This is a genomic window from Chryseobacterium sp. 2VB (genome assembly GCF_005503635.1).
In the GTDB taxonomy this organism is placed as follows: domain Bacteria; phylum Bacteroidota; class Bacteroidia; order Flavobacteriales; family Weeksellaceae; genus Chryseobacterium; species Chryseobacterium cupriresistens.
The window spans coordinates 335,081-354,968 of the sequence record NZ_SCNC01000001.1; the positions used below are offsets into that span (position 1 = coordinate 335,081).

The following is a 19,888-nucleotide window of genomic DNA, read 5'->3' on the forward strand; positions in this document are numbered from 1 at the left end:
ACATAAAATAATTGAGTTTTGTCTGCAACGTATGCTGTTTTGAGGGCTGAACCAAATATCAATAGCGTATCTTTGTGGGAAATAAGTATTTTATGTCATTTGAATCGTTAGGATTATCACACAATATTATTCGTTCTGTCAAAAAATTAGGGTATTTAAAACCGTTTCCAATCCAGGAGCAGGCTGTTCCTGTCATTTTGCAGGGAAAAGATCTGATGGGAATTGCGCAGACGGGTTCCGGGAAAACGGCATGTTTTGTGATGCCGATTTTAGAAAAATTACAGAATGCAGAAGTAAAAAAAGATCGTAATGTTCAGGTTCTGATATTGGTTCCTACCCGTGAACTGGCTATTCAGATCGATGAAGTTTTCAGAGCATTCACTGATAACCTAAAGAGAGAAGTCCGTACAATGGCTGTGTACGGAGGTGTTTCTATCAATCCACAGATGAAGGGAATGTTTGGTGTGGAAGTTTTGATTGCCACACCGGGACGTCTGTTAGACTTAATTGATCATAATGCATTGAGTATTTCAGGAATTAAGCATTTGGTGATTGACGAAGCTGATAAAATGTTTCAGCTCGGCTTTGGCGAAGAAATGAATAAACTTTTTGCCATGATGCCCGTGGCGAAACAGACTACTTTATTTTCAGCAACCCTGAATGATAAAGTTTCAGAAATGAAAGAACGTCTTTCCATCAATCCTGTGATTATTGAAATAAAAAAAGAAGAGGTTGAAATTGATAATATCGAACAGCTGGCATACCATGTTGCTCCGGAAAATAAAGGACCCTTTTTACGATATTTAATTAAAGAAAAGAAAGTTGAAAAAGCACTTGTTTTCGTTTCATCCACAAGGTCTGCGGATAATCTGGTAGAGAAACTTAAAAAGAATAAAATAAAAGCAGTGGCCATTCACAGCCAGAAATCTCAGGGAGCGAGAAGAAACAACCTGGAAGAATTTAAAGTAAACGGAGCCCAGATCCTGGTTGCAACAGACTTAATCGGGCGTGGAATTCATATCGAATCACTGCCATGTGTTATCAATTATGAATTGCCGCGTTCACCGCTGGATTATATTCACCGTATCGGAAGGACAGGACGTGCCAATGAAAAGGGCACCGCAATCAGTATTCTGACGGATGATGAATTGCAACATTTCCGGGTAATTCAAAAGAAAATGGGAAAAAAAGTAACCCTGCAAAGAACTGAAGGTATTGATTTACACGGATATTAATCATTGAGTATCAATAAAAAGGGCTTCAGTTGATACAATTGAAGCCCTTTTTATTGAAAAACAGGTACCACAAAGACCATTATCGGTATAATTAATGCTTTATTCACTTTATATTCTTGAATTTTTGATAAATTCGCACAAGCTGATATTCGTAAATTATCCTGATAAATAATGATAGTACAAATCGGCAATCATAAAAAAATTAAAACCTGAGTAATGAGTGATTTAGAGAAAAAAAAGTTCCCCATAGGACCGTTTGAAGTGCCCGAAAACATCTGTGATATCACATTGGATACTTATATCAAAGTCATTAAAGACTTTCCCGGCCAGCTAAAGAATCTCATCGAACACTTTACAGACGATCAACTGGATACACCTTACAGAGAAGGAGGCTGGACGGTAAGACAGCTTGTAAACCACCTTTCAGACAGTCATATGAACAGTTTTATCCGTTTTAAACTGGCCCTCACAGAAGACAACCCTACCATAAAACCGTATGACGAGGCAAAATGGGCAGAGCTTCAGGACAGCTTTCATATGCCTGTAAAACCGGCAATGAGAATGTTAAAAGGAACCCACCAGAGATGGGTAGTGCTTCTTAAAAGCCTAACCAATAAACAGTTTGAAAGGACTTTCCATCATCCCGAGCATAATAAGAATTATAATTTAAGAGAGAGCCTTGCTTTGTACGTGTGGCACTGTAATCATCATTTTGCTCATATTGAAACCCTGAAGATTGAGAAAGGTTGGTAAGGAAGAGTCTCAATAATCCAATATACTATCAGGAAATTATAGATAGAATTTCTTTGTTATCTGAAAACTCTATCGGAAGATGGGGAAAAATGAACGTGTGCCAAATGCTAAAGCACTGTGATCTGGTTCTTCAGGTTGCTTTAAAAAATGTTGAACTTCCCCGCATCAATGTCTTTTTTGGGGCAATAGGGATTTTTACGAAAATAGAAATGTATGTTTTCAATAATGGAATTCCGAGAAACATGCCTACTTTTCAAAATCTAATCGTTAATTTTGAATGTGATTTTGATGAATCAAAAACCAATCTGCTGAAAACGCTGGAAGAATTCCGGGAAGCCTTTGAAAATGGCAATTTGCCGGATCACCACAGACTATTCGGAAACATGACTGAAAAAGACTGGACATTTTTAGAATTCAAACATCTTGATCATCATCTAAAACAATTTAATGTATGAGTTTTTTTGATAAAATATTCGGTGGGAAAAGTGAAAACCCTGAGCAAAAAACATTCTGGAAAAAGATAGAATCTGAAGAGGATCTTACCAAAGCTATAGAAGATTCTTTTCAAAATAAGATCGCCATATTCAAGCATTCTACAAGCTGTTTCATAAGCAGGACAGTTTTGAAAAATTTTGAAAAAGAAGTAGAGAATTCTGAGCAGCCGGTACATGTATATTATCTGGATTTATTGGCTCACAGACCTGTTTCCAACAAAATAGCAGCAGATTTTGAGATCAGGCATGAAAGCCCGCAGCTGATTGTCATAGAAAACGGAAAACCTGTTAACAGTGCTTCACACCAGGATATTTCTTTAAGCCAGATTGTATCATGAAGAATATAAATAATTATTTAGCCAAAGTTTTAAACGTTCCGCTTCAGAATGTGAACACCTGCAGCCTGCACTATGAAGTAAAGAAAATTCCAAAAAATCAGTTTCTTTTGCAATATGGCGAAATATGCCGTCATATATTCTTCGTAGAAAAAGGGCTTTTAAAAATGTATTCCATTGATAAAAACGGAAAAGAACATATTATACAGTTTGCTCCGGAAAGCTGGCTGATTTCTGACCGAAGCAGTCTTTATTTCAATGAAAAGTCTATTTATTATATAGAAGCCGTGGAGGATTCTGAAGTTTTGTTTCTCCATCCTGACTTCTTCAACAAACTGGTAGAACAATTTCCGAACAGTATTGAAAGAAGTGATTTTCTTCTTCAGAAACATATCAGAAGTCTTCAGAACAGGATTAATTCTTTGCTGGGAGAAACTGCAGAAGAAAGATATATGAAATTCATCAAAATGTATCCGGATTTACTGCTGAGAGTTCCGCAATGGATGATTGCATCTTATCTTGGAATTACTCCTGAGAGTCTGAGCCGAGTAAGAAAAGAACTGGCAAGGAAAAATTTCATCCCGGATAATAAATAAAAAAAGCTGGAAGATGGGAGAGGGAAGCCAGAAGTTCTGGTCAACACAAAGAACTGTTAAACACCCTTATTAAGAAAATCTATTCTTAAAACTATAATCACTTCCACCTTCCAGCCTCTATCTTCCTTACCTCAAATCAATCTTTTTGGCTAGCTGTCCAACCTGTCTGAGTTTGACCTGTGTATTTTCCGACCATGGAAGCCCTATGCAGAGTCTCATACAATTTTCAAACTGCTCCTGAAAAGTAAACATTCTTCCGGGCGCGATACTTATGTTCTGTTTGATAGCCAGATCATATAGTTCTGTTGTACGGATATTTTTATCAAATTCTATCCATAAAGACAAGCCTCCCTGTGGACGGCTGGTTTTCGTACCTTCCGGAAAAGATTCTGCAATGGTCTGAACATAGTTCTGGTAATTGATCTGTAATGTTCTGCGAAGCTGCTGAAGATGTTTTTCATATTTTCCGGATTTCAGGAAATTAGCCACTGCTTCATTCACAATGGAAATAGAAGAAGTAGAGTGCAGAAGTTTCAGCTTCATGATTTTGTCTTTATACTTCCCGGGAGCAATCCAGCCTACACGATAACCGGGAGCCAGAGTCTTTGAAATAGAGCTGCAATACAGTACATTTCCGTCTTTATCAAAAGATTTACAGCATTTCGGACGGCTGGAACCAAAATAAAGGTCTCCATACACATCATCTTCTATTAACGGAATATTATTTTCAGAAAGTATTTTTACAATTTCTTTTTTATTTTCATCAGGCATACAGCTTCCCAACGGTGAATTAAAATTGGGAATCAGGAGACAAAGATCTATTTTCGGAATTAACTTTTTTAAAGCCTCAATTTCTATTCCCGTAGTAGGATGGGTAGGAAGTTCCAGTACCTTTAATCCCAGCCCGTTGGCCAGCTGAAGAATTCCGGGATAGCAGGGACTTTCGATCGCGACGGTATCTCCTGGCTTTCCTAAAGCCATCAAACAGAAAGAAAGGGCATTCATTCCGCCATTGGTGGTAATGAGATCATTTTCGCTAAGATTGCCTCCCCATTGTAAGGAACGTACTGCAATCATTCTTCTTAATTTCAGATTTCCCTGAAGTTCCTCGTATTCGGTACCACCGTCTTTTAATTCCCTGGTGGCATTCACAATTTCTTTTTTTAGTTTAGCCTGAGGCAAAAGATCTCCGGACGGAATTCCGATAGAGAAGAAGGTAAGATCCTTTTTACCCATATTTTCATATACTTTACTGATCAGCTCATCCGGTTCATCATTATTGGCGATCAATGACGGACGGCTTACTTCCGGCAAAGGGAGTTTTGCTGAAAGCAGCTGACTTACAAAATAGCCGGACTGCGGTTTGGATTCTACCAAAGACTGGGATTCCAGCTCCAGAAAGACACGCTTGGCTGTATTCATGCTTACCTGATGCTCCTTGCATAGCATTCTCACTGAAGGAAGCTTGTCTCCGGCCTTTAGAATACCATTTCTGATCTGTCCTGCAATTCCGTCTGCAATTTCCGTGTACAAAAATTCTTTACTCATATTGTTAAACTGTGCTCATGCAAATATACAAAACTGATACTGTGTTTATCGGATTATCCTTTCTAATTTTGAACATCAATTAAAAAGTTTGAATACAATGTTGACAAAACAACTATCAAAAGATGAAAATATAAATGGCTGGATCAATGGCTTTATAGGTGTTGTATTATTTAGTGGAGGTTTGCCGGCCACTAAGTTAGCCGTAATGGAAATGAGCCCCATTTTTGTAACGATTGTTCGTGCGGCTGTTGCAGGAATTCTTGCGCTTATCGTATTATGGCTGGGTAAAGAAAAACGTCCTGTTAAAAAAGATTTAATTCCATTATTGTTGGTTTCCCTGGGCTGTGTGGTAGGTTTTCCGCTTCTTTCTGCATTGGCACTTCAATATCTTACTTCAGCCCATTCTATTGTTTTTCTGGGAATGCTGCCTTTGGCAACGGCTGTATTTGGAGTGATGCGTGGTGGCGAAAAACCCCATCCTGTATTTTGGTTTTTCTCTATTACAGGAAGTCTTTTGGTGATTGGCTATGCTGTTTCGCAGGGGATATCAGCGTCACCTGTTGGCGATATTCTGATGCTGCTTGCCGTTATTTTATGCGGAATGGGGTATGCTGAAGGTGCTAAGCTATCTAAAACATTAGGCGGATGGCAGGTAATTTCCTGGGCTTTGGTATTGGCACTGCCTGTTATGATTCCTCTATTTTTTATTTATTTTCCTGATGATATTGAAAATGTTAGTTTTCAGGGGTGGTTTGGAATGGCTTATATTTCGCTTTTCAGCATGTTTATTGGATTTATATTCTGGTATAAAGGATTGGCACAAGGCGGAATTGCTACTGTTGGACAGCTGCAGCTGCTTCAGCCTTTCTTTGGCTTGGCACTCGCTGCCTGGCTGCTTCATGAACAGGTGAGTTTGGGAATGCTTGGGGTGACTGTGGGCGTCATCTTATGTGTTGCAGGAACTAAAAAATTTGCGAAATAATTAAATATAAAGCATTATGACTTAAGTCATAAGAAGACAGCTTCATAATAGTCTACCTTTGATTCATCACCACAAAATAGAGCATTATGAAGTTTATTATGTCAAGCCTGCTTATAGGATTTATGGTCCTGAGCTGTAAAAAAGAATCCAAAACAGAAACCAATGTTACAACAGATACTGTCATAGCTGATACCATCAGGACGGATTCTGTTTCCACGGTAAATCCAATCCCTTCCGATACAATACAAAGTGATACGGTTTCCTCAAAAAAACTTACAGATACCACAGGAACCCATAAAAATAAAATTCCAAAGAAATAGCAGTTTTTTCTGTTATTACTTTGAAAAACCCGTTTTTATTAAGTAAAAATGGGTTTTATTGTTTTGTATTCTGCAAATTGTTGAAATTATAGCTTAAATATGTGGTATCAAAAAATCAATTTAATCGCATTTTTAATAGCAATACTTAACCAATAAATAAAATATACAATTAAAGTTATCAATATTTTTAACTTTTTTTAACTTTCAAAACAATCATTAAGGTGCACTTTTTGCACTCATTAAATATCGATTACCAATATATTTTTACTAAGATTAAGAAAAGGAGAAGAAGAAAACAACACCAAAAAACAACTATTATGGTTATCGACGAAAACATTTTGATTTCAGCGGGAGCAGAAACGAGACACTACAGCCCTTCAGAAGTGATATTCTGCGAGGGTGATATTCCCAATTATTATTATCAGATTATTAATGGAGAGGTAAAACTCAATAATTATAATGAGGAAGGAAAAGAATTTATTCAGAATATTTTATCCGACGGAGAAAGCTGTGGAGAATCTATTCTTTTTATAGAAAAACCTTATCCTATGAATGCTGAAGCTATTACAGAATGTACTGTTTTAAGGCTTCATAAATCCATTTTTTTCAATCTGCTGAACCAAAACCCCGAATTATACATGGAGGTCAGCAGTTTTCTCTCCGAACGTCTTTACTATAAATTCATCATGATGCAGAATCTTTCATCGCAAAATCCTTCGATACGACTCAGAGGGCTGATGGATTATCTGAAAAGTTTCCAGAAAGATGCACGTCCTTATTCATTTCTGATTCCCTTAACGAGACAACAGATGGCAAGTCTTACAGGTTTGTGTGTAGAAACCGCAATAAGGACCATCAAACATATGGAAAGGGATAAGATCCTAAGAATTGAAAATCGTAAAATTTTATATTAGCATTCATTTGACATAGAAATTTTGTGATTTTTTTCATTTAAATCTTTATAAAGAAATGAAAATGATAAACTGTATGAATATTGATGGAAGTCTGTTGTACTGTCTAAAAATGGTTCCTCATTGAATTGGCAGGACAACAGATTATCAATCTTACGGACATGCATATGGAAAATGTATTCCGGACTCTTGAAAAGATGAAAAAATCTGGCAGAATTATCATAAAAGACTGAAAAATTTTGTATTAATACGCATTAACATGATCCAGGTCATAAAAAAGTGAATTATTCTGACGTACATTTGAAATATAAATTTTCAATCCAATTCCTAAACCTTAGTAAAAAAGGAACGTAAAAAGCATTTGCTTTTATTATCATTTAAAATTACCGACATCCAACTGTTGCCGTCTAATACTAGTCACGGGCTGCAATACACATCACTAAATATTAATAAAAAAATTCAGTTATGAACACTAGAAATTCAAGAAACCGCAGTTCAAGAGGACAGTCACATTCATCAGAAAACCTTGAAGAAGTATATCAGTTAGGATATGATCATGGTTTCAACGATGCAACCAGAGATGAAGATTATGATGATGATTTTTCAGAATATGAAAATTATTTTGATAATGAAAATGAGGATTATGACGATGACTACGATGAAGATGATTATGATGAATACGACGACGATTATGATGATGAAGAAGATGATGATTATGACGACGAAGAAGAAGACGATGATGATGATCAGAGAGGCCGTAGAGGAGGAAGAGGTGGTTCCAGAGGCGGAAACGGTAACCAGCAGAGAGACAGTCAGGGAAGATTTACTTCCGGTAGAGGTGGTTCCCGCGGACGTTCAAGTTCTGGTTCCGGCTCCAGATCAGGAGGCAGAGGCAGGTCATCATCAGGAGATGGTACTTCAAGAAGAGGTTTCGCTTCCATGAGTAAAGCTGAGCGTACAAGAATAGCCAGAATGGGAGGTCAGGCTTCTCATGGTGGAGGCAGATCCTCAGGCTCAGGTTCCAATTCAGGAAGAGGAGGTTCGTCCAGATCAGGAAACAACAGTAATAGCTCAGGAAGAGGAGGCTCGAACTCCAACTCCAATTCAGGAAGTTCAAGAAGAGGATTTGCTGCAATGAGTAAATCTGAGCGTACAAGAATAGCCAGAATGGGAGGCCAGGCTTCCCACGGAGGCGGAAGATCTTCAGGCCGTTCCGGATTCGGAGGCAGACGTAATTCATAATTCTTTTTCCAGGATTGCCTCTTTAGCCATATATAAAGAGGTAATCCTTTAATAACAAACACCATTTACACCATGCCCAATAAAATATTAGAAACCAATACGGCAGTTTCTGCCACCAAAAAAGGTACGGCAGACAAGGCAACTGTCAACGAGGATGAAATGAAAAATTCACCCCTTCACAAATTCTTTGTGAGTGCCCTGAAGGACATTTATTTTGCTGAAAATGCCATTCTGGATGCATTGGAAAAAATGCAGGAAGCAGCTACTGCTGAAGAATTGAAAGATGCTTTTGAAGACCATCACCTTCAGACTCAAAAACATGTTAAACGTTTGGAAAAAGTTTTCAAACTCATTGATGAAAAGCCTGAAAAGAAAGAATGCAAGGCTATCAAAGGGATTATTGAAGAAGGAGAAGAAGTCATCAAAGCTACAGAAGACGGTACCGCAACAAGAGATGTAGCTCTTATTATTGCAGCACAGAAAGTAGAACATTATGAAATTGCCACTTATGGCGGACTGGCCCAGCTTGCCATAACTATGGGACATGATAAGGCTGCTGATCTGCTTGAAAGAACGCTTCAGGAAGAAGAAGACACCGATTCTTATCTTACAGATATTGCAGAAACATCCATTAACTTTGATGCAGAACAGGAAGACTAAACTATGTAATAAGCCATGTAGCTTGTTCTATATGGCTTATTTTAATCATGAAATCAAAATATATGGAATGCCAGAAAATAATAAAAACACTGAGACATAAGGATTTTATAAAAATACCGAATACCGGGAAGTGTTTTGAAGATGGGGCAGCAATCTATGCAAAAGAGATCAAAAAAAATATTTTTCTTTTATTTATTATTCTGAAAGATATTGATATTGAAAATATACAGGCATTAATTGCTCACTTCGACTGCTTCGGCAGTATCGGATTAAAAGAACCGGAACAGATCATGTTTTATTTATCCATAAAAGATAAAAATGACCTTCATTATTTTGAAAAATACATGGAAGCTTCTAATAACTAAAAACCATTCTTAAATATGACTTTTGAAAACGACACTTTACAACATTCCGGCCTGAATGATAAAAATAATGCAATAGAGAATGAGTCTTTATTTCCGTCTGTTATGAATTCTTACGGAGTTACAGCTTTTCTGATTAAGTCTTTAGAAAAGATTAAAAATAATGCTACCTGTGAAGTCCTGAAAGGAGTGATAGACAATTATATGGAAGAATACATCCTCAATATCCGTGAGTTTCATTTTAATAACACAACGAAAACCACAGATTTGGATGCCGAAATACGATATGAATCTCCTGCCTTCACTTTGTATGCCAAAACAGCGTATTATAAAGTTCTGAAGGAGGAAGAATATATCAACAGGCTTCTTGAAATTCTGGGAAATAAGAGAGATTAACTACAGCGCCCCATTATCGAACTGCTTTTGAAAGAAAATACACCAACTACAAAAAGATTATGAATATGAACACCAACGAACACAACAAAAAAGCAGAACAGCTGGATGTACACAGCACTTCCAATGAAAATGAAAAACTGACCACCAATCAGGGCTTAAAGATCAACAACAACCAGGATTCTTTAAAAGCCGGAGAACGTGGCCCCTCATTGCTGGAAGACTTTATTCTGCGTGAAAAAATCACCCATTTTGATCATGAAAGAATTCCTGAAAGAGTAGTGCATGCCAGGGGTTCCGGTGCACATGGCGTTTTTAAGCTTACTAAAAGCCTTGCAGAATACACTAAAGCAAAATTTTTAACAGAACTGGGAAAGGAAACTCCTGTTTTTGTACGGTTTTCAACTGTCGCAGGGAGTAAAGGAAGTACCGATCTCGCGAGAGATGTCCGTGGTTTTGCAGTGAAATTTTATACTGATGAAGGGAATTATGACCTGGTTGCCAATAATATGCCGGTATTTTTTATTCAGGATGCTATCAAGTTTCCTGATCTTGTGCATGCCGTAAAACCGGAACCAGACAATGAAATTCCACAGGCTGCATCCGCCCATGACACATTCTGGGATTTTATTTCACTGATGCCCGAAAGTATGCACATGATCATGTGGCTGATGAGCGACAGAGCTATTCCGCGAAGTCTGAGAATGATGGAAGGCTTTGGAGTACATTCTTTTAAATTTATCAACGAGGCAGGGAAAGTACATTTTGTAAAATTCCATTTTAAGCCCAGATTAGGCGTTCATTCCGTAGCCTGGAACGAAGCTCAGATGATTTCAGGAGTAGATTCTGATTTCCATAAGCGTGATCTTTGGGAGGCCATAGAAAACGGGGATTATCCGGAATGGGATTTCGGAGTACAGCTCATACCGGAAGAGGATGAGCACAAATTTGATTTCGATCTTCTAGACCCTACCAAAATAGTTCCTGAAGAAGAAGTTCCTGTACAGCTCTTCGGAACTTTAACGCTTAACAGAAATCCTGATAATTTCTTTGCAGAAACCGAGCAGATTGCATTTCACCCGGGACATATCATTCCTGGGATAGATTTCACCAATGATCCGCTGCTGCAGGGAAGATTATTTTCATATACCGATACTCAGCTTTCAAGACTGGGATCTCCCAATTTCCATGAAATACCGATCAACAGATCTATCAACACGGTTCATAACAACCAAAGAGATGGTCATATGAGACAGCAGATCGTTAAAGGAAAAAGCAGCTATGAACCGAATTCTATAGGCGGCGGATGTCCTTTCCAGGCGATGATGTCTGAAGGCGGCTTTACCTCCCAGCAGGAAAGGGTTTCCGGAGTGAAGATCAGAGAAAGAAGTAAAAGTTTTGTGGATCATTATTCACAGGCAAAATTATTCTATAACAGCCAGTCTGCACCGGAGAAAACACACCTTCAGAATGCATTGATCTTTGAATTATCAAAAGTAACCCGTCCTGAGATTAGGGAAAGACTGGTAGGACAGCTTGCCTATATTGATACAGATCTTGCCTGGAAGGTAGCAGAAAAATTAGGAGTGGAAGTTAAAAAACTGGAATGGCCCAATCAAAGTCTGCCGGCAGATAGTAATATGATAGACCTTCAAAGCGAAGAAAGAGAACCTCATACAAAGGTTTCTGATGCTTTAAGTATGAAGAATACGGTAAAAAATACAATTAAGAGCCGTAAAATTGGCTTTATTCTGGCTAACGGTGCTGATGGTGGAGCTGTCAATGATCTTAAAGCAAAGCTTGAAGCAGAAGGTGCCAGAGTTGAACTGATTGCAACAAGTGTTGCTCCCGTAAAACTGAATGACGGTTCAGAACTGACCCCGAAACATTCTCTTAGCAGTACGGCAAGTGTCTGTTTTGATGCCCTTGCGATCTGCCCGGGAGAAGATTCCGTAAAAGAGCTGATGATTGCTGAAAACAAACATCTGGTTCTGCATTTCATCAATGAAGCTTATAAACACTGTAAAGCAATTTACTTTGGAAAAGATACGGAGGTGCTTTACCACAATTCCAATGTAGCCGCTAAACAACATGAGGATCCCGGAATCATTACATGGGAAGACGGAGATCCGGCAGATAAATTCATCCAGGCAATTGCCCAACACAGAGTCTGGGATCTTGAAAAGGAGAGAAACGCGTAATCATAAAACACCCTTCACACCAACACCAATCACTTTAAATATCTACATTATGAAAGCAGCCGTTTTTCATTCACCAGGTAATATTACCTGTGATACCGTAGAAGATCCCAGAATTCTGGATGAAAATGATATTATTCTGAGAGTAACTTCCACAGCGATTTGTGGCAGTGATCTCCATATGTATTCAGGAGGAATTCCGCAGGCCAGACCCATGGTAATGGGACATGAATTTATGGGTATCGTAGAAGAAACCGGGAAAAACATCAGTCACCTGAAAGCAGGCGACAGGGTAGTAGTTCCTTTTCCCATTGCTTGTGGAAGCTGTTTCTTCTGCCAGCATGATCTTCCCACCGCATGTGAACATAGCAACCCCGATTATTACGGCCCGGAAGGAGGTATTTTTAAAGAAAAAGGCGGAGCTCTGTTCGGATATACCGACCTGTATGGAGGATATGACGGTGGCCAGGCCCAGTATGTAAGAGTTCCCTACGCGAATTTTGGGCCCAGAAAAGTTCCGGAAAACCTTAGTGATGAACAGGTTTTATTTCTTACTGATATTTTCCCAACAGGCTACACAGGAGTGATGTGGGGAGAGCTTAAAGGAGGAGAAACCGTTGCGGTTTTTGGAGCAGGCCCGGTAGGGACAATGGCCACGAAAAGTGCTGTTCTTCATAACGCAAAGAAAGTTATTGTAATTGATACCCTTCAATACAGATTAGACAGAATCAAAATGCTTACAGGATGTGAAACCATTTTGTGGGAAGATGCTGAAAGTACTATTGAACAGATCAGGGATATGACAGACGGGCGGGGTGCAGATCTTTGTATTGAAGCCGTAGGTTTTGAACCGGAAAGAAGTTTTATAGACCGTGCAAAAGCTGTTTTAAACTTTGAGAAAGGCTCTATCAAAGTGCTGGAAGCATGCATGAGCGCGGTACGCAGAGGTGGCATTGTTTCTGTTCTGGGAGTTTATCCCGTCAATTATGACAATTTCAGACTTGGACAGATTTTTGACAAGGGAATTACACTTAAAGCAGGACAGTGCAATGTTCATCCTATTATAGACCGGCTTATGGACTATGTCGTGACCGGAAAAATCACTCTTGATGATGTTATTACCCACCGTTTATCTCTTGATGAAGTAAGCAAAGGATACGAAATTTTTGATAAAAAAGAAGACGGATGTGTAAAGGTCGTTCTTGACCCATGGAAGCTGACAGGCTTTTAAAATAAATTATCAACCAATCACTCAAAATTTAATAGTATGGACTTTCAAAAAAATCTTCTCGAATATATAAGTCAGTCACTGATGACCACGGATGAAACCATTTCAATTGCAGAAAGTGTCACTTCAGGATGTTTGCAGCTGGCTTTTTCACAGATGCCTAATGCTTCTATGTTCTACAAAGGAGGAATGACAGCCTACACATTGCCGGAAAAAGTAAAACTACTAAAGGTTAACAGACAGGAGGCCGAAGAATGTGACTGCGTTTCAGAGAATATTGCAGAGACGATGGCTTTAAATGTCGCAAAACTTTACGAATCCGACTGGTCTATCGCTACAACCGGATACTGTACACCAATCCGGAATTCCGGGTATAAAATTTTTGCCTATTTCTCATTCTCTTACAAAGGTGAGATCATCCTGACTAAAAAACTGGAATTACATCCTAAAACTCAAGCCCTGAATGCCCAGCTATATTACACCGAATTTATTTTGGGGTGTTTTAAAAGTGAACTTAACAGGCTTTTAATCTTAAAATAAATCTATGGAACGCAAAAATCAATATGCACTCATTACAGGTGCTACCAGCGGTATAGGCTACGAACTGGCAAAGAAATTTGCCAGTAACGGATATGATCTTGTTATTGTGGCCAGAGATCATGAAGAGCTGAAAAGAAAAGCCGATGAACTCAAAAATTGTGGAGTGAATGTAATCAGCATCTCCAAAAATTTATTCTTACAGGAAGAAGTCTATTCTCTTTATTCCGAATTAAAAATGAATGGAATAAGCCCTGAAATATTAGTGAATGATGCCGGGCAGGGAGTGTACGGGAAATTTCAGGATACGGATATCCACAGGGAAGTAGACATTGTTCAGTTAAATATCATTTCAGTCATCATATTGACCAAACTGTTTTTAAAGGACCGGCTGCCCGAGGGGTCAGGAAAGATTTTGAATCTGGCATCTGTAGCCAGCAAAGCTCCCGGCCCGTGGCATTCGGTATATCACGGTACTAAAGCATTTGTATTATCATGGTCTGAGGCCATCCGTGAAGAGCTGAAAGATTCCGGAATTACAGTGACGGCTCTGTTACCGGGACCTACCGATACCGATTTCTTTAATAAAGCGGATATGAACAGAAGTAAAGTACTTGAAGACCCAGATAATCTGGCATCGCCGGAAGAAGTGGCTGCAGATGGTTACCATGCTCTGATGAATGGTGATGATAAAATAATATCAGGGTTAAAAAACAAACTTTCTGTAGCAATGGCGAATATAGCCAGTGACAGTATGGCGGCTCATAGAATGGCAGAAATGCAGAAACCTTCAACAGAAAAATAAAAAGACTTATGATAGGAAAATTAGACAATAAAACAGTTTTGATTACCGGTGCAGACAGCGGAATAGGAAAGGCTGTTGCCCTTCTTTTTGCCCTGGAAGGTGCAGATATTGCCATTATTTATCATTCCAGTGACAACGACGCCGGAAGAACAAAAGCGGAAATTGAGAATCTGAATAGAAAATGTATCATTTTCAAAGGAGATATCAATGATTATGATTTTTGTGAAGAAACGGTAAAAGAAGTGATCTCGGCATTCGGAAAAATTGATATTCTCATTAATAATGCCGGAATTCAGTTTCCTGCAGAAAGTATTGAGCAGCTTGAAGAGAAAAACATCAGACAGACTTTTGATTCCAATATTGTCGGAATGATTTTGTTAACAAAAGTAGTATTCCCCTATTTAAAAGAAGGAAGCTGCGTTATCAATACCACTTCCGTTTCCGCCTATCAGGGACATCCTGAACTCCTTGATTATTCTGCAACAAAAGGCGCTATTGTTTCCTTCACCCGTTCTCTGGCACTGCAGGCAAAACCCAGGGGAATCAGGATCAATGCCGTTGCTCCGGGACCAGTGGCTACACCACTTACCGAAGAAACTTTTGATGAAAAGAAAGAAAACCCCAATAAACCTCCTTTGGAGAGAAATGCTACACCTGAAGAAATCGCTTTAAGTTTCCTGTTTCTGGCAGGTGATGATGCGTCACAGATTACGGGCCAGGTACTACACCCCAATGGAGGACTGATAGTAAACGGTTAAAATAGATCAAGTATAAAATAACATGAAAATAGTTAAAAATATGAAAACTACAGCACTTATTTTAGGCGTTATCAGCCTGTTTGCTTTTACTTCCTGCCGATGTAATATTGATGAAGACGAAAACCGGAAAAGAGACCAGAAAAGCAGTTCGTCCAATACCGATAAATCCGGTCTGCCCGAAAGTGATACCCTGAGTATCAGATAAGTTTAACAATAAAATATTCTGGTAATGTACAGAGACGGTGCAAGAAAAAGTATTTGGCAGGAAGAGATCAGAAAATTTTCTACAGAAACGGATCTCAGCTCCTTATTTGACGTTGCCATTGTAGGAGGTGGAATTACAGGAGTTTCAACAGCACTTAAACTTCAGGAATCCGGAAAGAAATGTGTTATCCTCGAAGCAGCCAATATAGGATTTGGAACTACAGGTGGCACAACGGCTCATTTGAACGATTTTTTTGATACAACCTTTAATCAGGCTATCCGTGATTTTGGACTGGATAATGCCAAACTGTATGCACAATCCGGAACTGATGCCATCAGTATTATTGAAGGTAATATTCAGAAATATCAGATCAGCTGTGATTTCACAAGAAAGTCAGCTTACCTTTTTGCCCTGGATGAAAAACAGGAAGAACAGTTGAAAGATATTGTAGAAGGAGCAGCCAAGGTAGGTCATGAAATGAGTTATGTGAATGAAATTCCTTTTCCCATCCCATTCAGAGAAGCGGTGCTTATTCCCGGGCAGGGGCATTTTCATCCTATAAAATATAGTAAAGCGCTCTGCGAAGCTTTTATAAAACTGGGCGGCTCTATTGTAGAAAACTGCCATTGTGAAGAACATGATGAACAAAATGATTTTGTTGTTTTAAAAACTTCAAAAGGGGAAGTAAAGGCCGCAAATGTAGTCTATGCTACCCATATTCCGCCTGGAGTTAATCTTCTTCATTTTACAAATGCTCCCTACAGAAGCTATGCCATGGCTTTTACCATGAAAAATGACAAATACCCGTGGGAGCTTGGTTATGACCTTTGTGAACCCTATCACTATTACCGTATTCAGAATATTGAAGGCGAAAATCTATTGATTGCAGGAGGTGAAGATCACAAAACAGGACATGCTGATGATACCGGAGAATGTTTTTCAAGACTTGAAAATTATGTCAGAAAATATTTTGAGGTAGAAACAGTCTATTACAGCTGGTCCAGCCAATATTACGAGCCAGTGGACGGGTTTCCCTATATAGGAAAACTTCCCGGAAGTAAAGAAAGAATTTTTGTGGCTACAGGCTTCAGAGGAAACGGAATGATCTTCGGAACACTTTCGTCACAGATCCTTCATGATCTTATCCTTACAGGAAAAAGTAAATATGGCGAGCTGTTCAATCCTTCCAGAATCAAACCTGTTGCAGGATTTTCGGATTTTGTGAAAGAAACGGCAACGGTAGCTTTTGATTTTGTAAAAGATAAAATTTTAACCGAGAAAATTGATTCTTTTTCTGAAGTCGGTGAAGGTAAAGCGAAAGTTATTAAATATGAGTCAGAATCTTATGCACTGTACAAAGAAAACGACGGCACTTTGCATCTGCTCAGAAGTACCTGTCCACACGCAGGATGTGAAGTCCGGTGGAACAGTGCGGAGCTGAGCTGGGATTGCCCATGTCACGGTTCACGGTTTAATGTCAACGGAAAAATTCTTACCGGACCCACCACAAAGAACCTCCAAAAGGTATTCCCTTATCAAAAACGTGATTCATAAACTCCAAACTTTAAACCTTAAACTTTAAACCTTAAACTTTAAATATTGAACTCTAACCTTTAAACTCAGAAATATGTCACGCACCAGTTTCCTGTATCGCAACAGCTTAAGTATTGTTCTGATTACTCTGATGATTATTTTTCTTGCAGGACAGTTTTTTATGGGCTGGAAAACAGAAAATAAAGAACTCATTGAAAACGGCCAGCCAGTTTTAAAGATCGGTGAATACATCCATAGCGGTCATTTTATACAGGCTACTTTTGAAAACTGGGAAAGCGAATTTCTCCAGATGATGCTGTATGTTTTATTAACGATTTCTCTGAGGCAAAAAGGCTCCAGTGAATCAAAATCTATGACAGAAGAGGAAGATGTTGACAAAGAACCTGTACCACACCCCAAAGCGCCATGGCCTGTAAAAAAAGGCGGAATATGGCTGAAACTCTATAAACATTCTTTATCACTAGCCTTTGCAATCCTTTTTCTGGCGAGTTTCATTTTGCATTTCTATGGCAGTCTAAGGGATTTTAATGATGAACAAATGATGAAAGATAAACCTGCTGTAACGGCCGTTCAATACATTTCAGAATCGCGGTTCTGGTTTGAGTCTTTTCAAAACTGGCAGAGTGAATTCCTGGCGGTTGCTTCCCTGGTTCTTCTCTCTATATGGCTTCGCGAAAAAGGTTCTCCGGAATCAAAACCCGTGGATATGCCTCATGATGAAACGCCTTGATTTTTATTCACTTTCGGCTTTGTCTGCATAATGGCAAAATACGATGATGTAAAAGCTGATAAACTCTGATAGCCCACTTTATAGGCTACTTCACTCAACGTGTATTGTCTGGTATCTATCAGTTCAATACTTTTTAAAATCCTTGTCAGCTGAAGGTATTTCTGTATTGTAATTCCCGTTTCATTTTTAAAAATTCTCTGGAGGCTCCTCACAGACATTTGTGCTTTTTCTGCAAGAGCATCCATGTCCGGATTATATTTAAAATTGGCATTAATTTCATTGCATACAGGAATCAGTCTTGTATCCGTAGGAACGGGAATCTGCAGACTGCTGCTTTCTTTGCAGAAATTGGGAAGGCTTTTCAGAATAGCTTTAAAAAACAGGTCCTGTTCTTCATTTTCATCCAATAACTGGTTCCATTTTGATGCATACAAAAGCATTTCCTTTAAAACAGCAGGAACAGCAAATACCTGAACATGACGGTAAAATTCATCTTCAAAAACCGATCTGAACAGGAATACCATCAGATTTACTGTTTGAGCCTCAGAAGTGATCTTATGGGCTTTTTCCGAAGGAATCCAGATGACATGATGCTGGGGGACGAGATAAATTTTCTGGTCGATATGAAAATACTGGTAGCCTTCTTCCACAAAAGTGAGCTGAGCCCGGCTATGCTTGTGCTCATAATCATCATGTTTCCAGTTTTTTTCACACCATACATAGGCTTCCTTTTTGATAGAATCTACAAAGTGGCTTTCCGTTTTTTCAATCAGTCCGCATTTCATTTTGTCGTTTTGAATGTATATTTTGGCAAATTTAATAAAAACGACAATAGTAATTTTGTACAGTCACTGTCATGGTTACAGGATTTAACACATAAAAAACCTATATCTTATTCAGAATGAAAAAACTATGTCTTTTTTTTATCTTAATTTTATTATCAAATACCACCCGCATCATGGCACAAAATAAAGCTAACATACTGGTTCTTATTCATTCGGACAATGGCGGAACCTACGAACTGGCTAAGGAACTCGCCAAAGGAATTGAAAGTGAAAATAACGCAGTTTCCCATATAAAACTTGTCAAGGCATCACAAAATCCAAACCTGAAAAATCTTTCGGTTGCAACACCAGATGAGCTGACCCATTATGATGGAATCGCTTTTGGTTCACCGGTTTATTTCGGAAATATCAGCACAGGAATGAGTGAATTTTTATCCGGAACTGTTCAGCTCTGGACCAATCATGCGTTGGAAGGAGTTCCGGCTACTGTTTTTATGTCAGCGGGAAGCGGAGCAGGAAAGGAGCTTGCTCTTCAGGCTTTCTGGAACAGCCTTGCCGTCCACGGAATGGTTCTTGTGTCTAATGGAATACGTGGAACAGAAGAACTGAACAAAGCCATTCCGCAAGGAAATACTGTTTTGGGAATTACCAGCATGGCTTCTTTAAAAGATGTGGAAAGACCTACGAAAGGAGAGCGGAATATGGCTGAAATTCAGGGAAGAAATTTTGCAAAAATAGCATTGGCATTAAAAGATACGCATTCTAAAAAAACGCTGGCTGTTACGGAAAGTCATCAGAATTTCAGTGAAATATTAAAACAGAAAAACATTATTCTTCCACAGGTTCCAAAGCCGGCGGGAAATTATCAGCCGTTCGTCCGTTCCGGAAATCTTGTATTTATCAATCAGGTTGCTTTAAAAGACGGTAAAATTTTCAATCCGGGAAAACTGGGTGTTGAAGTGAATGAGCAGCAGGTAAAAGACGCCGTAAAAGTAACCATGCTGAATGTGATTTCAGTGTTAAATGAAGCTGTGGGAGAAGATTTGAGCAGAGTAAAACAATGCGTGCAGCTTACAGGAATTTTCAATACAAAAGATGATTATACAAAACATGCTGATCTGATGAATGTGGCTTCTGATCTGGCTGTTGAAATCTTCGGGGAAAAAGGAAAACATGCCAGAGCTACCTTGGGAGCTTCTTCCATTCCTGTGGGCTCTTCTGTGGAGATTCAGGCGGTTTTTGAAGTAGAATAAATTT

Annotated in this window: 23 protein-coding genes; 21 read left to right on the forward strand and 2 right to left on the reverse strand. The window is 38.8% G+C overall.

Going from position 1 to position 19,888, the window contains the following annotated elements:
• Positions 1-92 precede the first annotated feature (92 nt).
• From FFS26_RS01500 to FFS26_RS01520, 5 genes are all read left to right on the forward strand, one after another.
• On the forward strand, positions 93-1,235 hold the full coding sequence (locus tag FFS26_RS01500) for a DEAD/DEAH box helicase (RefSeq protein WP_110008850.1): 1,143 nt from the start codon (positions 93-95) through the stop codon (positions 1,233-1,235).
• Between the two features lie 216 nt (positions 1,236-1,451).
• Positions 1,452-1,988, forward strand: coding sequence for a YfiT family bacillithiol transferase (locus tag FFS26_RS01505; RefSeq protein ID WP_137904085.1), 537 nt, complete (start codon positions 1,452-1,454; stop codon positions 1,986-1,988).
• Positions 1,982-2,443, forward strand: coding sequence for a DUF1569 domain-containing protein (locus tag FFS26_RS01510; RefSeq protein WP_228449369.1), 462 nt, complete (start codon positions 1,982-1,984; stop codon positions 2,441-2,443). The genes FFS26_RS01505 and FFS26_RS01510 overlap by 7 nt, the downstream gene beginning before the upstream one ends.
• Positions 2,440-2,820, forward strand: coding sequence for a bacillithiol system redox-active protein YtxJ (gene ytxJ, locus FFS26_RS01515; protein ID WP_110008852.1), 381 nt, complete (start codon positions 2,440-2,442; stop codon positions 2,818-2,820). Before FFS26_RS01510 ends, ytxJ begins: the two co-directional genes overlap by 4 nt.
• Positions 2,817-3,413: a Crp/Fnr family transcriptional regulator gene (locus FFS26_RS01520; RefSeq protein WP_110008853.1), complete on the forward strand. Its 597-nt coding sequence runs from the start codon at positions 2,817-2,819 to the stop codon at positions 3,411-3,413. The genes ytxJ and FFS26_RS01520 overlap by 4 nt, the downstream gene beginning before the upstream one ends.
• A gap of 126 nt (positions 3,414-3,539) precedes the next feature.
• Here FFS26_RS01520 and FFS26_RS01525 read toward each other — a convergent pair whose 3' ends face one another.
• Positions 3,540-4,961 (reverse strand): PLP-dependent aminotransferase family protein, encoded by a 1,422-nt coding sequence (locus FFS26_RS01525; RefSeq protein ID WP_110008854.1) that lies wholly within the window; start codon positions 4,959-4,961, stop codon positions 3,540-3,542.
• A gap of 97 nt (positions 4,962-5,058) precedes the next feature.
• Between FFS26_RS01525 and FFS26_RS01530 the strand changes: the two genes are divergently transcribed.
• The 15 genes from FFS26_RS01530 to FFS26_RS01595 all read left to right on the forward strand — a co-directional run bounded on the left by FFS26_RS01530 (position 5,059) and on the right by FFS26_RS01595 (position 17,846).
• Positions 5,059-5,943, forward strand: coding sequence for a DMT family transporter (locus tag FFS26_RS01530; RefSeq protein WP_110008855.1), 885 nt, complete (start codon positions 5,059-5,061; stop codon positions 5,941-5,943).
• An 86-nt stretch (positions 5,944-6,029) separates the two neighbouring features.
• Entirely contained in the window at positions 6,030-6,263 is a 234-nt protein-coding gene (locus FFS26_RS01535; RefSeq protein ID WP_137904086.1) for a hypothetical protein, read from the forward strand.
• Positions 6,264-6,580: 317 nt separating this feature from the next.
• Complete coding sequence (locus FFS26_RS01540; protein ID WP_228449370.1) at positions 6,581-7,177, forward strand: Crp/Fnr family transcriptional regulator; 597 nt, start codon at positions 6,581-6,583, stop codon at positions 7,175-7,177.
• Between the two features lie 462 nt (positions 7,178-7,639).
• Positions 7,640-8,416: a KGG domain-containing protein gene (locus tag FFS26_RS01545; RefSeq protein WP_137904087.1), complete on the forward strand. Its 777-nt coding sequence runs from the start codon at positions 7,640-7,642 to the stop codon at positions 8,414-8,416.
• A gap of 72 nt (positions 8,417-8,488) precedes the next feature.
• Positions 8,489-9,076 (forward strand): ferritin-like domain-containing protein, encoded by a 588-nt coding sequence (locus FFS26_RS01550; protein ID WP_110008858.1) that lies wholly within the window; start codon positions 8,489-8,491, stop codon positions 9,074-9,076.
• Positions 9,077-9,123: 47 nt separating this feature from the next.
• Positions 9,124-9,441: a hypothetical protein gene (locus FFS26_RS01555; protein ID WP_110008859.1), complete on the forward strand. Its 318-nt coding sequence runs from the start codon at positions 9,124-9,126 to the stop codon at positions 9,439-9,441.
• A gap of 15 nt (positions 9,442-9,456) precedes the next feature.
• Positions 9,457-9,834, forward strand: coding sequence for a hypothetical protein (locus FFS26_RS01560; protein WP_137904088.1), 378 nt, complete (start codon positions 9,457-9,459; stop codon positions 9,832-9,834).
• Between the two features lie 59 nt (positions 9,835-9,893).
• On the forward strand, positions 9,894-12,032 hold the full coding sequence (locus FFS26_RS01565) for a catalase (protein WP_137904089.1): 2,139 nt from the start codon (positions 9,894-9,896) through the stop codon (positions 12,030-12,032).
• A 49-nt stretch (positions 12,033-12,081) separates the two neighbouring features.
• The gene (locus tag FFS26_RS01570) at positions 12,082-13,260 is read left to right on the forward strand and encodes a zinc-dependent alcohol dehydrogenase (protein ID WP_137904090.1); all 1,179 of its coding nucleotides are present in this window, start codon (positions 12,082-12,084) and stop codon (positions 13,258-13,260) included.
• Between the two features lie 36 nt (positions 13,261-13,296).
• Positions 13,297-13,797, forward strand: a complete 501-nt coding sequence (locus FFS26_RS01575; RefSeq protein ID WP_110008863.1) for a CinA family protein — start codon at positions 13,297-13,299, stop codon at positions 13,795-13,797.
• Between the two features lie 4 nt (positions 13,798-13,801).
• Positions 13,802-14,599 (forward strand): SDR family NAD(P)-dependent oxidoreductase, encoded by a 798-nt coding sequence (locus tag FFS26_RS01580; RefSeq protein ID WP_110008864.1) that lies wholly within the window; start codon positions 13,802-13,804, stop codon positions 14,597-14,599.
• Between the two features lie 8 nt (positions 14,600-14,607).
• Entirely contained in the window at positions 14,608-15,357 is a 750-nt protein-coding gene (locus FFS26_RS01585; protein ID WP_110008865.1) for an SDR family oxidoreductase, read from the forward strand.
• 40 nt (positions 15,358-15,397) lie between these two features.
• Positions 15,398-15,562 (forward strand): hypothetical protein, encoded by a 165-nt coding sequence (locus tag FFS26_RS22385; protein WP_171006216.1) that lies wholly within the window; start codon positions 15,398-15,400, stop codon positions 15,560-15,562.
• A gap of 24 nt (positions 15,563-15,586) precedes the next feature.
• Positions 15,587-17,116 carry an FAD-dependent oxidoreductase gene (locus FFS26_RS01590; protein ID WP_137904091.1) on the forward strand — a complete coding sequence of 510 codons (1,530 nt, stop codon included), beginning with the start codon at positions 15,587-15,589 and terminating at the stop codon, positions 17,114-17,116.
• Positions 17,117-17,189: 73 nt separating this feature from the next.
• Positions 17,190-17,846 (forward strand): DUF6766 family protein, encoded by a 657-nt coding sequence (locus FFS26_RS01595; protein WP_110008868.1) that lies wholly within the window; start codon positions 17,190-17,192, stop codon positions 17,844-17,846.
• Here the strand turns inward: FFS26_RS01595 and FFS26_RS01600 are convergent.
• Positions 17,828-18,631 carry an AraC family transcriptional regulator gene (locus tag FFS26_RS01600; RefSeq protein ID WP_171006217.1) on the reverse strand — a complete coding sequence of 268 codons (804 nt, stop codon included), beginning with the start codon at positions 18,629-18,631 and terminating at the stop codon, positions 17,828-17,830. The two genes, FFS26_RS01595 and FFS26_RS01600, sit on opposite strands and share 19 nt — an antisense overlap.
• Before the next feature lie 116 nt (positions 18,632-18,747).
• Between FFS26_RS01600 and FFS26_RS01605 the strand changes: the two genes are divergently transcribed.
• Entirely contained in the window at positions 18,748-19,884 is a 1,137-nt protein-coding gene (locus FFS26_RS01605; RefSeq protein ID WP_137904092.1) for an Atu1372/SO_1960 family protein, read from the forward strand.
• Positions 19,885-19,888 lie beyond the last annotated feature (4 nt).

What these genes read in the sequence shown, in the direction of transcription:
- FFS26_RS01500 (WP_110008850.1), top strand. Translation starts at nt 93, where the DNA reads ATGTCATTTGAATCGTTAGGATTATCACACAATATTATTCGTTCTGTC.
- FFS26_RS01505 (WP_137904085.1), top strand. Translation starts at nt 1,452, where the DNA reads ATGAGTGATTTAGAGAAAAAAAAGTTCCCCATAGGACCGTTTGAAGTG.
- ytxJ (WP_110008852.1), top strand. Translation starts at nt 2,440, where the DNA reads ATGAGTTTTTTTGATAAAATATTCGGTGGGAAAAGTGAAAACCCTGAG.
- FFS26_RS01520 (WP_110008853.1), top strand. Translation starts at nt 2,817, where the DNA reads ATGAAGAATATAAATAATTATTTAGCCAAAGTTTTAAACGTTCCGCTT.
- FFS26_RS01525 (WP_110008854.1), bottom strand. Translation starts at nt 4,961, where the DNA reads ATGAGTAAAGAATTTTTGTACACGGAAATTGCAGACGGAATTGCAGGA.
- FFS26_RS01530 (WP_110008855.1), top strand. Translation starts at nt 5,059, where the DNA reads ATGTTGACAAAACAACTATCAAAAGATGAAAATATAAATGGCTGGATC.
- FFS26_RS01535 (WP_137904086.1), top strand. Translation starts at nt 6,030, where the DNA reads ATGAAGTTTATTATGTCAAGCCTGCTTATAGGATTTATGGTCCTGAGC.
- FFS26_RS01540 (WP_228449370.1), top strand. Translation starts at nt 6,581, where the DNA reads ATGGTTATCGACGAAAACATTTTGATTTCAGCGGGAGCAGAAACGAGA.
- FFS26_RS01545 (WP_137904087.1), top strand. Translation starts at nt 7,640, where the DNA reads ATGAACACTAGAAATTCAAGAAACCGCAGTTCAAGAGGACAGTCACAT.
- FFS26_RS01550 (WP_110008858.1), top strand. Translation starts at nt 8,489, where the DNA reads ATGCCCAATAAAATATTAGAAACCAATACGGCAGTTTCTGCCACCAAA.
- FFS26_RS01555 (WP_110008859.1), top strand. Translation starts at nt 9,124, where the DNA reads ATGAAATCAAAATATATGGAATGCCAGAAAATAATAAAAACACTGAGA.
- FFS26_RS01560 (WP_137904088.1), top strand. Translation starts at nt 9,457, where the DNA reads ATGACTTTTGAAAACGACACTTTACAACATTCCGGCCTGAATGATAAA.
- FFS26_RS01565 (WP_137904089.1), top strand. Translation starts at nt 9,894, where the DNA reads ATGAATATGAACACCAACGAACACAACAAAAAAGCAGAACAGCTGGAT.
- FFS26_RS01570 (WP_137904090.1), top strand. Translation starts at nt 12,082, where the DNA reads ATGAAAGCAGCCGTTTTTCATTCACCAGGTAATATTACCTGTGATACC.
- FFS26_RS01575 (WP_110008863.1), top strand. Translation starts at nt 13,297, where the DNA reads ATGGACTTTCAAAAAAATCTTCTCGAATATATAAGTCAGTCACTGATG.
- FFS26_RS01580 (WP_110008864.1), top strand. Translation starts at nt 13,802, where the DNA reads ATGGAACGCAAAAATCAATATGCACTCATTACAGGTGCTACCAGCGGT.
- FFS26_RS01585 (WP_110008865.1), top strand. Translation starts at nt 14,608, where the DNA reads ATGATAGGAAAATTAGACAATAAAACAGTTTTGATTACCGGTGCAGAC.
- FFS26_RS22385 (WP_171006216.1), top strand. Translation starts at nt 15,398, where the DNA reads ATGAAAACTACAGCACTTATTTTAGGCGTTATCAGCCTGTTTGCTTTT.
- FFS26_RS01590 (WP_137904091.1), top strand. Translation starts at nt 15,587, where the DNA reads ATGTACAGAGACGGTGCAAGAAAAAGTATTTGGCAGGAAGAGATCAGA.
- FFS26_RS01595 (WP_110008868.1), top strand. Translation starts at nt 17,190, where the DNA reads ATGTCACGCACCAGTTTCCTGTATCGCAACAGCTTAAGTATTGTTCTG.
- FFS26_RS01600 (WP_171006217.1), bottom strand. Translation starts at nt 18,631, where the DNA reads ATGAAATGCGGACTGATTGAAAAAACGGAAAGCCACTTTGTAGATTCT.
- FFS26_RS01605 (WP_137904092.1), top strand. Translation starts at nt 18,748, where the DNA reads ATGAAAAAACTATGTCTTTTTTTTATCTTAATTTTATTATCAAATACC.